16 protein-coding genes are annotated in these 13038 nt (G+C 60.4%); 8 read left to right on the top strand and 8 right to left on the bottom strand.

Features of this window, described 5'->3' with window-relative positions:
- Position 1: 1 nt before the first annotated feature.
- Positions 2–1219 (bottom strand): nicotinate phosphoribosyltransferase, encoded by a 1218-nt coding sequence (pncB, locus tag ACLH0H_RS23805; protein ID WP_411379892.1) that lies wholly within the window; start codon positions 1217–1219, stop codon positions 2–4.
- An 11-nt stretch (positions 1220–1230) separates the two neighbouring features.
- Positions 1231–1878 carry a nicotinamidase gene (locus ACLH0H_RS23800; RefSeq protein ID WP_411379891.1) on the bottom strand — a complete coding sequence of 216 codons (648 nt, stop codon included), beginning with the start codon at positions 1876–1878 and terminating at the stop codon, positions 1231–1233.
- A 144-nt stretch (positions 1879–2022) separates the two neighbouring features.
- On the opposite strand from ACLH0H_RS23800, the gene ACLH0H_RS23795 reads away from it, so the two are divergent.
- Complete coding sequence (locus tag ACLH0H_RS23795; RefSeq protein WP_411379890.1) at positions 2023–2715, top strand: NUDIX hydrolase; 693 nt, start codon at positions 2023–2025, stop codon at positions 2713–2715.
- A gap of 43 nt (positions 2716–2758) precedes the next feature.
- Here ACLH0H_RS23795 and ACLH0H_RS23790 read toward each other — a convergent pair whose 3' ends face one another.
- Both ACLH0H_RS23790 and ACLH0H_RS23785 read right to left on the bottom strand, forming a co-directional pair.
- On the bottom strand, positions 2759–3532 hold the full coding sequence (locus ACLH0H_RS23790; protein WP_411379889.1) for an L-iditol 2-dehydrogenase: 774 nt from the start codon (positions 3530–3532) through the stop codon (positions 2759–2761).
- A gap of 25 nt (positions 3533–3557) precedes the next feature.
- Positions 3558–4877, bottom strand: coding sequence for an ABC transporter substrate-binding protein (locus ACLH0H_RS23785; RefSeq protein ID WP_411379888.1), 1320 nt, complete (start codon positions 4875–4877; stop codon positions 3558–3560).
- Between the two features lie 205 nt (positions 4878–5082).
- Between ACLH0H_RS23785 and ACLH0H_RS23780 the strand changes: the two genes are divergently transcribed.
- The 5 genes from ACLH0H_RS23780 to ACLH0H_RS23760 all read left to right on the top strand — a co-directional run bounded on the left by ACLH0H_RS23780 (position 5083) and on the right by ACLH0H_RS23760 (position 8812).
- Complete coding sequence (locus ACLH0H_RS23780) at positions 5083–6021, top strand: AraC family transcriptional regulator (RefSeq protein ID WP_411379887.1); 939 nt, start codon at positions 5083–5085, stop codon at positions 6019–6021.
- A 154-nt stretch (positions 6022–6175) separates the two neighbouring features.
- Positions 6176–7138 (top strand): nucleoside-specific channel-forming protein Tsx, encoded by a 963-nt coding sequence (locus ACLH0H_RS23775; protein WP_411379886.1) that lies wholly within the window; start codon positions 6176–6178, stop codon positions 7136–7138.
- Between the two features lie 14 nt (positions 7139–7152).
- Complete coding sequence (locus ACLH0H_RS23770; RefSeq protein ID WP_411379885.1) at positions 7153–8181, top strand: purine-nucleoside phosphorylase; 1029 nt, start codon at positions 7153–7155, stop codon at positions 8179–8181.
- Positions 8182–8280: 99 nt separating this feature from the next.
- Positions 8281–8523 carry a DUF6555 family protein gene (locus ACLH0H_RS23765; protein WP_186691748.1) on the top strand — a complete coding sequence of 81 codons (243 nt, stop codon included), beginning with the start codon at positions 8281–8283 and terminating at the stop codon, positions 8521–8523.
- A 16-nt stretch (positions 8524–8539) separates the two neighbouring features.
- Entirely contained in the window at positions 8540–8812 is a 273-nt protein-coding gene (locus ACLH0H_RS23760) for a hypothetical protein (RefSeq protein WP_411379884.1), read from the top strand.
- Between the two features lie 225 nt (positions 8813–9037).
- Here ACLH0H_RS23760 and ACLH0H_RS23755 read toward each other — a convergent pair whose 3' ends face one another.
- From ACLH0H_RS23755 to ACLH0H_RS23745, 3 genes are all read right to left on the bottom strand, one after another.
- Positions 9038–9205: a metallothionein gene (locus ACLH0H_RS23755; RefSeq protein ID WP_076955050.1), complete on the bottom strand. Its 168-nt coding sequence runs from the start codon at positions 9203–9205 to the stop codon at positions 9038–9040.
- A gap of 89 nt (positions 9206–9294) precedes the next feature.
- Positions 9295–9747: a DMT family transporter gene (locus ACLH0H_RS23750; RefSeq protein WP_411379883.1), complete on the bottom strand. Its 453-nt coding sequence runs from the start codon at positions 9745–9747 to the stop codon at positions 9295–9297.
- Positions 9748–9751: 4 nt separating this feature from the next.
- Positions 9752–10240, bottom strand: coding sequence for a DMT family transporter (locus ACLH0H_RS23745; protein ID WP_076955052.1), 489 nt, complete (start codon positions 10238–10240; stop codon positions 9752–9754).
- Positions 10241–10359: 119 nt separating this feature from the next.
- On the opposite strand from ACLH0H_RS23745, the gene ACLH0H_RS23740 reads away from it, so the two are divergent.
- Positions 10360–11292, top strand: coding sequence for a LysR family transcriptional regulator (locus ACLH0H_RS23740; protein ID WP_411379882.1), 933 nt, complete (start codon positions 10360–10362; stop codon positions 11290–11292).
- 127 nt (positions 11293–11419) lie between these two features.
- Entirely contained in the window at positions 11420–11686 is a 267-nt protein-coding gene (locus ACLH0H_RS23735) for a type II toxin-antitoxin system Phd/YefM family antitoxin (protein ID WP_411379881.1), read from the top strand.
- A gap of 8 nt (positions 11687–11694) precedes the next feature.
- Here ACLH0H_RS23735 and ACLH0H_RS23730 read toward each other — a convergent pair whose 3' ends face one another.
- Complete coding sequence (locus ACLH0H_RS23730) at positions 11695–13014, bottom strand: Nramp family divalent metal transporter (RefSeq protein WP_411379880.1); 1320 nt, start codon at positions 13012–13014, stop codon at positions 11695–11697.
- Positions 13015–13038: the final 24 nt, after the last annotated feature.

Here is a 13038-nt window from a genome sequence, read left to right as displayed (position 1 = left end):
GTCATACCTCCACACTGCCAACGTTGAACACTTGTGCTACGTACTGCAAGAACGAGGGGTCCTCACAGACGTTCTTGATCGGATCATCCGAAAACTTCACCACCGGCTCGCCGTGCACCCTGACCAGTTTCATGACGATGCTCAGCGGCTCGACGCCGTCCACATCGCAGGCCAGGCTGGTGCCCATGCCAAAGCCGAACCGGGCCTTGCCGCGGATGTGACGCAGGATCGGCAGACATTTTTCGAAGTTCAGGCCATCGGAGAACATAAGGTCTTTGGTCATGGGGTCGATGCCGAGTTCCTTATACCTGGCCAGGACTTTATCGGCCCAGACGATAGGATCACCGGAGTCCTGGCGCAGGCCGTCGTACAGCTTGGCGAAGTACAGGTCAAAATCCTTGAGGAAAAAGTCGGTGCTGATGCAGTCGGTCAGGGCCATCCCCAGGCGGCCACGGTATTCATGCACCCAGTTTTCCAGCGCGGCATTCTGGCTTTCGCGCAGACGGCCCAGTTGCTGGTGCACCATCAGCCATTGGTGGGCCATGGTGCCGATCAGCGGCAGGTCGAACTCATAGGCCAGGTGCGCGTTGCTGGTGCCGAGGAACTGACCAGGGAAGTCGCGGCGCATGATATCGACCACTTCACGCTGGGCCTTGAATGACAGGCGCCGCCGCGTGGAAAAATCGGAGACACGCAAGTCGGCCAGTTCCTCGCGGCTGAGGTTTTTCTTCAGCCAGTCAAACTTCTGGTAGAGCTTGCGGGTAACGTCTTCCAGGGTCACATCAGGGTATTTATCGCGGTTGCGCAGCTCGCTGACCAGCGCCAGTACCGGTTGCTCGAACATGATGCAGTGAAGCATCGGGCCAACCACACGGATATTCAGTTGGCCGTCGACTTCGCTGACATGAATGTAGCGCAGGTTGAAGCGGAACAGGCCGAGGAAGCGCTCGTAGTCCGGGGTAAGGTATTCGCGAAAACGTGGGTTGAACAGAAAGCGCAGTTCACCTTCGCGCATGTTCAGGCCGGCGAGCTTTTCCAACTCGTCGCGCAACTGCGGAATCAAGTGCCCCAGTTTTTCCCTGGAGCGGACGATGAAGTTGTATTCCACATCGACATTGGGGTGCTGGTGCAACACAGCCTGCATCATGGTGAAGGTATAGTAGTCGGTGTCGAGCAGCCCCTGGATGACCGGGGATTCGTAGTCGTATGCACTTTCCATGGTGTATCTCCTTAACGCGTGGCCATCGCGGCCAGTTCTTCGCGGGTGCTGCTGATGACGGCACCGGCCTTGAGCAACTCATTGACAGCCTGTACGCCGCCCTCCTCGTTGATGCTTCGGCACGCCGGCAGGTGCAGGACCACTTCCAGGCCAGCCTTGAGCAGTTGCAGCGCGGTGGTCTTGACGCAGTAGTCCAAGGCCAGGCCACCGACGATCACGCGGCTGACGCCCTGGGCCGTGAAGTACTCGATCACGCCCGTGGACAGCTTGTCGTGCAGGTCGTGATAGCAGGCACCGTAGGGGTGCAGGTCGGGTTCGACGCCTTTCCAGATGAAGTAATCGTAGTCATAAGGCGTGGGCAATTCGTCCAGCAAAGTGAAGCCTTCGGTGCCGGGCACGCAGTGGCTGACCCAGGTCACATCGGCGTGGGCCAGGCCGGTGGGTTGCAGCATCGCGCTGTGTTGGCTCACTACCCAGGGGGCGTGCGGCGTGTGGGCGTCTTTACTGCCGACGCGATGGCCGGCCAGACTCGCCATGTAGTTGAGCTCGGCACCAATCAGGTCGCCACCGGCTACAGGCAACTCATCGGGGCACAGCGGCGTAAAGCTCTTCTGGGCGTCGACGTCGAATGAAGCAATGGCGGTTTTCGCGAGGGTCATGGTGTTCTCCTGTGGCCTGGAAACAAAAGTACACGTCATGTACTCTCATTGCAAGAAACATTTGGATATCTACGTGGGCGCAAGTACATGACATATCTGCTCGATTCGTTAGACTGTGCCCCACCGCTGTTAGAAGGACATCCCATGCCACTGAGCGCCTACCTCCATACTGTTGACCTGTGCGTGCTGTTTTATTGCCGCGCGGACGGGGAATTGAAGCTGCTGCTGAACAAGCGCGAGGCCGAACCGTTCGCCGGGCACTGGGCGCTACCGGGCGTAGTCGTCAACGGCGGCGTGCAAGATTTGAGCCTCAAGGATGCCGTGGAGCGGTTGCGCGCGAGTGACAAAGTTGGGCTGGCGTTGGCCTGGAGCGAGCAAGTCGGCACTGTGGGGGATGCGTTTCGCGATCCGCGCTGCTGGTCATCGTCCACCTACTACCTGGCGATCGTGAGCGATGAGGTGGAGTTGGCTGAGCATCAGGGTTGGTTTTCGCTGACGGCGGTGGCCGACGGCGGGATCAAGTTGCCGTTCGATCACAACAACATTGTGGCGGCGGTCAAGGAGCGGCTGTTCTCCAAGTCGCTTTACAGCAGCTTGCCGTTGATGTTCCTGGGCGATGAATTCAGTGCGCCGGAAGCGACGACGATCTTTTCGCTGGTGCTGGAGCGGCCGGTGTTGAAGACCAGTATTCGCCAGCGTTTGCTCAAGCTGACCGAGGCGGGGTATTTGCGCGAGACCGGGCGCAAGAAGCACGGTGAAGGCGGCAGGCCCCAGGCGACGGTGGAAACGCTGAGGCCCGCAGAGATCTATTTTTTTGATCGCAGCTTTGCCGACTAGCCTCGACTCCAAGCCCAACGAGGTTCAAATGTGGGAGCTGGCTCTAGTTCATCCAGTTCCCGCCATCCACGTTATAGGTCTGCGCGACCACGTAATCGGCGTCCCTTGACGCCAGGAAAACCGCCATCCCCGTCAAATCCTGCGCCGTGCCCATCCGCCCGAACGGCACTTCGGCCCCTACACGCTTCTTCTTCTCGCCAGGCGCCAGGCCTTCGTGCCTGGCAAACAGCGCATCCACCCCGTCCCAGTGTTCGCCATCCACCACACCCGGTGCGATGGCGTTGACATTGATGCCTTGCTTGATCAGGTTCAACCCCGCCGATTGCGTCAGGCTGATCACCGCCGCCTTGGTCGCGCAATAGACCGCCACCAACGGCTCGCCCCGGCGGCCGGCCTGGCTGGCCATGTTGATGATCTTGCCGCCGTGCGCCTGGCGGATCATCTGCCGTGCGGCGGCCTGCAGGGTGAACAGCGTGCCGGCGACGTTGATCGAAAATAGCCGTTCATAGCTATCGCGGGTGATGTCGACGATCGGCGCCAGGTCGAACAGCGCGGCATTATTGACAAGGATGTCCAACTTGCCAGCCTGTGCCACCACGGCGGCAATCGCGCCGTCGATGGAGCCTTGGTCGGTGACGTCCATCGCGACCGCGTAAGCCTGCGGGCCCAGGTCGGCGGCCGTGGCCTGGGCCCTTTGCAGGTTGATATCGGCAATGGCAACCGTGGCGCCTTCAGCGATATAGGCCTGGGCAAAAGCGCGGCCGATACCGCGCGCCGATCCGGTGATCAACGCACTTTTTCCTTCCAGTCGTTTCATGAGGTACCTGGCCCTTGTTGGAAAATTATTTGGGATAACCGGCGCGCTTCATCTCGCGCTCGGTCGTGGACTGGGCCTGGAGCAAGGCCTGGTCAACCGACATGCCGCCAGTCAGCGCCGCCGAGAACAGCTTGCCGACCGAAGTGCCGATCGCTTGGAACTCAGGAATCGTCACGTACTGGATGCCCACGTAAGGCACCGGTTTGGCCGACGGGTGCGCGGGATCGGCATGCTTCATCATTTCCAGGGTCACCTGGGCAAACGGTGCGGCTTTCAAATAGGCCTTGCTATAGGTGGACTGGCGGGTGCCCGGCGGTACATTGGTGATGCCTTCCTTGTCGGCGACCAGCTGGATGTAGTCCTTGGAGGTGGCCCAGGCGATAAAGGCCTTGGCGGCATCCTTGTGCTTGGAAGTGGCCGGGATCGCCAGGGACCAGGCGTAGAGCCATGAGGAACCTTTGTCGGTCACTTCGGTAGGCGCGGCGGCGAAACCTACGCTGTCGGCCACCTTGCTTTGCGCCTTGTCGGTGGTGAAGGACCCGGCGACGCTGGCATCGACCCAGATCGCGCACTTGCCGCTGTTGAACAGCGCCAGGGTTTCGTTGAAGCCGTTGCTGGATACGCCCGGCGGGCCGTATTGCTTGAGGGTGTTGACGTAGAAGTTGGCCGCCGCGGTCCACTCTGGGCTGGTCAGCTCGGGCTTCCACTGTTCGTCGAACCAGCGCGCGCCAAAGGCATTGGCCATGGTGCTGAGCAAGGCGATGTTCTCGCCCCAGCCGGCCTTGCCGCGCAGGCACATGCCGTACTGGCCTTGGTCCTTGGCAGTAAGCTTGGCGGCGAATTCGCCGAGCTGTGTCCAGGTAGGGCGCGCGGGCATGTTCAAGCCGGCCTGCTTGAACAGGTCGGTTCGGTAATAAGTGACCGTGCTTTCACCATAGAACGGCAAGGCATACAGGGTGTCGTTAACCGAAAGCCCTTGGCGCACCGAGGGGAAAATGTCGTCGACGTCATAGTCGGCCGGCAGTTGGGTCAACGGTTCCAGCCAGTGCTTGGCGCCCCACAGCGGGGTTTCGTATGTGCCGATGGTCAGCACGTCGAACTGCCCGCCTTGGGTGGCGATATCGGTGGTGAGCCGCTGGCGCAGCACGTTTTCTTCCAGCACCACCCAGTTGAGTTTGATATCTGGGTGCTGTTCCTCGAACACCTTGGACAGGCGCTGCATGCGGATCATGTCACTGTTGTTGACCGTGGCGATGGTTACGGTGTCGGCGGCGTGGCTTGGCAGCGCCAGGCTGGAAAGCAGGAACAAGGCTTGCGGGATCTTGGCTTTGCCGTTCAGGAACATGGCGGTTTCCACCTGTTGTTTTTGTTTGAGTGCCGATTACAGCAGCTTGGCCCGGCCTCCACAAACGCGTGGCGGATGCCGGACCGGTACTTTTTTAACACTGGGTCAGCCGTCAAAAAAGTATCAGTGGCGGGCAAAACGGGGGTAGCGCGCCCGCGACCCAGGCGCGTATTTTGAAGCGTCCGAGAACCCTAAGAAGCCCGCCATGCCTGTCAGCCGCGCCAAGCTCTTCGAGCACCGCCCCGCCGAACTGGAGGTCATCCTGCCCGAACCGGACCACTGCTTCCGCTGGTTCGAACACGATTACCCCTACGACCTGGCGCGCTGGAACCACCACCCCGAATTCGAAATCCACTTGATCCGCCAAGGCAGCGGCAAGCTGGTGGCGGGCGACTACATCGGTGCATTCAACGCCGGGCATGTCGCGCTGATCGGCCCCGACCTGCCTCACGACTGGATCGGCGAATTGGCGCCCGGCGAACACCTGAGCGGCCGCGATGTGGTGCTGCAATTCGACGGCGCCACCCTCCTCGCCCTGCGCGCCACCCTGCCGGAACTTGGCGATTTGCAACCCTTGTTCGAGCGCGCCCGACGCGGCCTGGAATTCGCCGGCGACACGGCGTTGCAGGCCGCGCGGTTGATGGAGGCCATCGGCAGCGCCCATGGCCTGCCGCGACTGATCCTGTTCCTGCAACTGCTCGATACCCTGAAAAACGCCCCGACGCAGCAGGTCAAGGCCCTGGCCAGCCCTTGCTACGCACCGACGTTGGATGCGCGCAGCGCCGAACGCATCAATAAGGCGTTCGACTATTTGATGCGCGAGCTGACCGGCGAGGTGCGCCTGTCGGTCATTGCGCAGCAACTGGAGATGAGCGAACCGGGTTTTTCGCGCTTCTTCAAGCGCAACACCGGCCACGGTTTTATCGACCTGATGCGCAAGTTCCGCGTGCAGCGCGCCTGTCGCTTGTTACTGCAAAGCGACAGGTCGGTGGCAGACATCTGCTTTGAAGTGGGTTACGCCAACCTGTCCAATTTCAACCGGCACTTTCGCATCGAGATGAACCAGACACCGAGCGACTATCGACGGGAAACGGCGAGGCATTTGTTCCAACCCATTGAAAAAATGCCACCCAGTCAATTCTGACCAAAAGGTCGACTAAATCGTATTTTTTGCAGGCTGATCAATCGATTGAGCCAAGTTGGTACAACCTGTGCAAACGTTTGCGGTACGGACTTGCTCGCCAGGTTCACCGTACCCGAAGAATCGGGTCCCAACCGCGTACGAATAGGGATTTTCAATGCAGTCCACCTCAAGGCGTCCTGCCAACCTTGGTGTTTCCCTGCTACTGGCCGCCGTTACGGGAGTACTCAGCGCGCCCATTTTGGCGCAGGGGCAACCCGTCGATGACTCAGCACAGGGCGAAACCCTCAGCCCGAAAACCAAGAGCCCGCAAGCCAGCCCGACAAAGCAAGGCGCATACCTGTCGGACTGGTTCAACCAGGACCTGACGTTGATCGGCAGCAAAGACATCAGCTTCGGCCCCAAGCCGCAGGATGATATCTACCTTGAATATGAGTACTTCGGCCGCAAGGGGCCTTTCGAACTGTACGGTTACATCGACGTGCCGAAGATTCTCACCATCGGTAACAGCAATGACAAAGGCGTGTGGGACCACGGCTCGCCGGTGTTCATGGAGCATGAGCCGCGCATTTCCATCGACTATTTGGCGGGCCGCAGCCTGGCCATCGGGCCATTCAAGGAATGGTACGTGGCGTTCGATTGGATTTACGACCACGGCAGCCGTAAGGAAAACCGCGCCAACACGCTGTACAGCGGCCTCGGCACCGACATCGATACCCACTCGCGGGTCAACCTGTCGGCCAACTTCTACGGGCGCTACCAATGGGAAAACTATGGCGCCAGCAATGAATATGCGTGGGACGGTTACCGCGCGCAAATGAAGTACATCGTGCCCATCGGCAAGTTCGACAACGGGGCCTCACTGACCTATATCGGCTTCACCAACTACGACTTCGGCTCGGATCTGCACAAGGACAATCCCGCACGCACCGCCAACTCCCTGGTGGCGACCAACGTGCTGTTGTATTCGTTTACCCACCTGCGCTTCACCCTGGTCGGCCGTTACTTCCATAATGGCGGCAACTGGGAAGATGGCAGCGAGTTGAATTTCGGCGAAGGCAACTTCCGCGCCCGCTCCGATGGCTGGGGTTATTACGCTGGCGTGGGCTACCAATTCTGATGGAGGCGTTACAGATGAAAGCACTTACCCGACTCTCGCTGGCCGTGGGCCTGGCCTTGCTGCCCCACGTAGTGCTGGCGGATACGCCCGCGCCGATCAAACCCAAAGTGATGCTGATCACCATGTTCGCCCCCGAGGCGCAAACCTGGATCGATCGCCTGGCACTCCAGCAAGAAGTGCGTGTACCAGGGCTGTCCGCCGAATACCCGGTGATCCGCTGCAACACCCAGGACGTGTGCCTGCTGGTCACCGGCATGGGCCAGACCAACGCCGCCGCGTCCACGCTGGCCCTGGCGCTGTCGCCCAAGTTCGACCTGCGTCAGAGCTACTTCCTGATCGCCGGTATCGCCGGCATCAACCCCAAGCACGGCACCCTCGGCACCGCCGCCTGGGCGCATTACCTGGTGGAGTTCGGCACCCAGTGGGAACTGGACGCGCGGGACGCGCCCAAGGCGTGGCCGACGGGCTATATCGGCATCAATACCAAGGGCCCCAACGAGAAACCACCGTTGGACTACAAGACTGAAGTGTTTGAATTGAACCCCAAGCTGCAGGCCAAGGCGTTTGCCTTGTCGCAAAAGGTTGAGCTGAGCGAAAGCAAAGAATCGAGCGCCTGGCGCAAACACTACCCTGCGGCACCGGCCAACCAGCCACCACAGGTTACCCGTTGCGACACCTTGGCAGGCAACACCTGGTTCTCCGGCACACGCCTGAGCGAACGCGCCGAAGTCTGGACCAGGCTGCTCACCGACAACAAGGGCGAGTACTGCACCACCCAACAGGAAGACAACTCCACCTACGAAGCACTGTTGCGTGCCAGCCGCGAGGGTCTGGTGGACATCCAACGCCTGGCCGTGGTGCGCGCCGGCTCGGACTTCGACCGCCCCTACCCCGGCTACAGCGAAGTGGACAACCTGCTCAAATACGCGGACCAGGGCGGCTTCGTACCGGCGCTGGAAAACCTCTACCGCACGGGCAACCCGTTGGTGCAGGCGATCCTCCAGAACTGGTCGGCGTGGGAGAAAGGCGTTCCCGAAGCCTGAGGAACAGTAAACCCTGGTGATGGCTACCGCCCGGCAATCCAACTGAATTTTCGCGGCCGGCGGTGATCACTTGCTTACACCACCAGGGTTGATGGACCAATGAATAACGCAAAACTCTTTGTGATCGACTACAGGCTGCATGGCGAGCCCAAGTCTTTCATTATCCGCCTGGAAAAACTCGACAACCTGGAAGCCTGGCATTGGGCGAGTTGTGACGCAGGCATCGGCCGCATTGGCAGGTTCGCGCGTGAACAGGTAAAGAAAACCAGCCAGGAGCAGGCCGAAAAGTTCGGCCTTACCGGCGTGCAGTGGCGCCGCTCCGATGCCCGCGCCCAGGCTTGATCGAGGAGAGATACCCATGAATTCACTGGAACCGGTCAATGGCAAAGCGCGCATCGACTACACCCAGGACACGTTGTTCGGGCCGATGGCCAAGCAGGTCGAGTGCCAAGTGGCCGTGCAGCGTCAAACAGATGGGGTGGTCCTCAAGGTCTTCCAGCCGTTGCCAGACGATCTGCACGCAGCGCACACCGTAGTGGTCGCCCTGGACGGGCGGCGAACGAGCGGCGTGGTCAAGGATAGCCAGCGCTTGTCCGACGATAGCCTGAGGCTTGAGCTGGAAATCCAATAGCCACCATCTACACAACGCCCAATGGCTGACAAGTCTCTCGTAGTGAGCGGGCTTGTCCCGCGCTGGGTGGCGAAGCCGCTCCCATGAAAGACACCGCCGATTCCGCAGAGAACCGAGTAGCCTGGTTTGGGGCCGCTTCGCAGCCCAGCGCGGGGCGAGCCCGCTCACTACAAAGAGATGGCCATTGCAGACAAGCGGGCTTCCAAAGTTTTTAACTGCGCTCAGTCATGGGGCGGCTTTGGCGCACTCACAACCGTTTACCGCCGCACACGGCTCGCCATGGGCATGGTGTTCGGCACAACCCTGGCAGCAATAGCCCTTACCGTCCTTCATCACCGCGTCAATGCCCAACACACATCGGCAATGTGGGCAGGCACACGTTTGATCTGGCATGTTCAGACTCCTCTTTTTTGATCGTGACCGGTGCGGCGCACGCCCCACCTCCAACAGTGACTGCGCGCCGCCGGCGATGGTTCAAATCATCAATCGGTACGGGTATTGCTGCGGTACATGAACACCAGTGCCAGGGCCAGGCAGGCCATCGCCACGATCCGGCTGCCCGACAGTTCGATGGCGGGGTTGCCCAGACAGCCGAAGTTATCGATCAACATGCCCATGCCCAGTTGGCCGACGATCACCGCTACAGTCGCCACGGCCGTGCCGACGATCGGCACCGCGCCGACCATCACCATCATGTACACCACCCCGAACAACGCGCCGGTCAGTTGCCATTTCGGCACATCCAGCACGCTCACCGCCTGGGCCGGCTCAAAGAACAGGATCAGCAAGGCGGTGACAATTGCGCCCACCACAAAGGTCAACAGGCTGCCGCGCAACACACCGACCGCCTGGCCCAGACGGCCATTGATCGCTGCCTGCACACTCAACACCGCGCCCGCGGCCACCACCACTGCCAATAACAGAATCAGATTCATCGCCTTAACCTCGTGCAATCAGAACAAGCGCCACCACAATCAACGCCAACGCAATCCAGCGCTCGCCATTGACCCGTTTGCGCGCCGTGCCGAACCAGCCGAAATGGTCAATCAGCACACTCTTGCCGACCTGCCCGGACAAAATCGCGATCATGGTCATCGCAATACCGATATGCGGCGTGGCCAGGGTCAGCACCACCACGTAGATCGGCCCCAGGAAACCGCCGATCAACTGCCAGCGCGGCAGCTCGGACAGCGCCGGGCCCTTTTGCGGGCCACTGAACAACAGCAGCAGATACAAAATCGCCGAGCCCACGCCGAAGATGCTCAAGGTCGCCCATAAATGGCCCACCTGCACACCCAGCGGCCCGAGCAGCCCCGCTTCAACCGACAGGCCCATACCCGCGAGGATCACCAGCGGCAACAGCAGCAGCCGCAGAAGGTTTTTCTTCGGCCTGGCCTGGGCCGCGCCCTCGATAGCACTTGCTTGCATACATCACCTGCACATCAACAAAGGATTGGATGGCGCGCATTATCCAGTGGTCTTGCTGTGCGATAAATGGGAGCATGTCGACAACACCTTTGCACAAAACGCACAACCCAGGAGACGTGATGCAAGGTCTGAATGAATTGAGTTTCAAGGCCTTGCGCCTGTTCGTCGCCGTGCTGGACCTCGGCAGTTTTTCCGAAGTGGCGCGCCGTGAAGGCCTGGCGCCCTCTTCCATCTCCCGGCAGATACAGCTGATGGAACAGGCCCTCGGCCAGCAATTGCTCTACCGCCATACCCGGGCGGTCAGCCCCACCGAGGCGGGCCGCTTATTGGGCCGGCACGCACGCTTGATGCTCGAACAGCTGGAAGTCGCCGGCCAGGCCCTGCAGGAACAGGAAAGCGAGCCCAGCGGCCTGGTGCGCATCAACGCGCCGATGGTGTTTGGCCAGCGGCATCTGTCACCTTGGCTTGGCGAGCTGTGCCGGCGCTATCCGAAGCTGCAACTGGATATCCAGCAGACCGACACCTTCGTCGACCCTCTGCAAGATGGCACCGACCTGCTGTTTCGCATCGGCGTGCTCAACGACTCCAGCATGCAGGCACGTATTTTCGCACCGCAACGCTTTCGCATTGCCGCCAGCCCCGCTTATCTGGCCAGGCATGGCACGCCGCGACACCCCGACGAACTCGCCAACCACCAGTGCCTGGCCTACAAAGGCATCACCGGCCAGCAACGCTGGTTCTTCCGCAAAGGTCAGGGAGACTGGACGCCCTACAGCGTCAAGGGTCCGATCACCGGCAACCATGCCGACACCCTCACCCACGCTGCCGAGCAAGGGCTGGGGCTGGTGGTATTTCCTTCATGGTTGATCGGCGAAGGCTTGCGTGCCGGTACATTGCAGGCGGTGCTCACCGAATACGACGTAGCGACAACCCTGGAGCCGCAACAGATTGCCGCGTTGTGGCCGGGCAGCCGGCGCTTGTCGCTGAAGGTGCGTACGGTGATTGATTACTTTGTGGAATGTTTTGGGGCGGTGCCGTATTGGGATCGTTAATAGCCGAGCGGTTCGCCGGGTACATTTCCTACGTGAATAAGTAGTTCAATTCTGATTTTACTGGCCAGCATTTTTTACCGTCGTGCACTGCGGCAGACTTTGGCAACTTCCGTCATGGAGAGAAGTCATGAACGCGCCATGCGCTGAACTTAAGGTTACGTTCGATCTAGCAAAGGCAAACTTTTCAAAACTGGTACATCAAGCCAGCGCCGGGAAAATCATAACGATCACTCAGGATGGACGCGCACTTGCCCGGCTCGTGGCCGCAGAGTTGCAACCTGGACGCCGGATCGGCGCGATGAAGGGAAAACTTATAATCCCAGCAGACTTTGGTTCGCCGCTTCCAGACGACACGCTGGATGCGTTCGAATGCAGGTCCATTTGTTTAACCTGAACCACGAGTCAAAACACCCACTGCCCGATCAACCACGCATTCGCCCCACTGATCACCGCAAACAGAAACCACGCCAGCAACCGCGTCGGCAGCCGATTCACGAACGGCCCCATCAACTTTTTATCGCCGGTCATGCGAATCAATGGGTACAGCGCGAACGGCAGCTGCAGGCTGAGCACCACCTGGCTGAGGATCAGCAGCTTGCCGATGGCGTCATCGCCCATCAGCCACACGCCGAGAAACGCCGGGATCAGCGCCAGCCCGCGAGTAATAAGGCGCCGTTGCCAGCAGGGAATCCGCAGGTTGAGGTAGCCCTCCATGATCACCTGCCCGGCAATGGTACCGGTGAAGGTGGAGCTTTGGCCGGAGGCCAGCAAGGCCACGCCAAACAGGATGCTCGCAAACGCACCGCCTACCAGCGGGTCGAGCAGATGATAGGCATCCTGGATCTCGACCACGTCGGTGTGGCCCGTCTTATGGAAGGCGGCTGCGGCGAGTACCAGGATTGCAGCGTTGACCAGCAAGGCCAGGGCCAGCGAGCCGATGGTGTCGATACGGGCCAGCTTGACCGCGTCCTGTTTGCTGGCGAGGTCCTTGCCGATCATACGGGTCTGCACGATGGAGCTGTGCAGGTAGAGGTTATGGGGCATCACCGTAGCACCGAGAATACCGATGGCCAGGTACAACGGAGCGGCATCGCTGATGGCCGACAATGACGGGGTGAAACCGCTGAACACATCCGGCCAGTAGGGTTTGATCAAGACCAATTCGATAAAGAAACACACGCCGATGGTCGCCACCAGCGCCAGCATGATCGCCTCCAGACGGCGGAAACCTCGGTTCTGGAGGGCCAGGATCAGCAACGTATCGAAGGCGGTGATAACAATACCGGTGGTCAGCGAAACGCCAAGCAGCAGGTGAAATGCCAGGGCGCAGCCCAGCACTTCGGCAAGGTCGGTGGCGATGATGGAGATTTCCGCCAGCGCCCACTGGGTGCGGGCGGAACGCTTGCTGTAGCGTTCACGGCACAATTGCGCCAGGTCCTTGCCGGTGGCGATGCCCAACCGCGAGCACAGGCACTGCACCGCCATCCCTGCCAGGCTGGCCAGCAACACCACAAACAACAGGCTGTAACCATAACGTGAGCCGGCCTCGATGGCCGTGGCCCAGTTTCCCGGGTCCATGTAGCCGATGGAAATCAGCAGGCCCGGGCCTGCGAACATAAGCACGCGCTTGAAAAACGAGGCCTTGGGATCAACGGCGACGGAGCCCGCCACTTCCGGCGGGCAAAACGGGGCGGTGGCGATTTTTGGCAGGCTGAATTTCACGCGGCATTCCAGGCAAACACACTC

It is taken from the genome of Pseudomonas sp. MPB26 (assembly GCF_046605355.1).
GTDB classification, from domain to species: Bacteria; Pseudomonadota; Gammaproteobacteria; order Pseudomonadales; family Pseudomonadaceae; genus Aquipseudomonas; species Aquipseudomonas cedrina.
The sequence above is the reverse complement of the archived record's forward strand: the minus strand, read 5'-3'. Positions and strand labels throughout refer to the sequence as shown.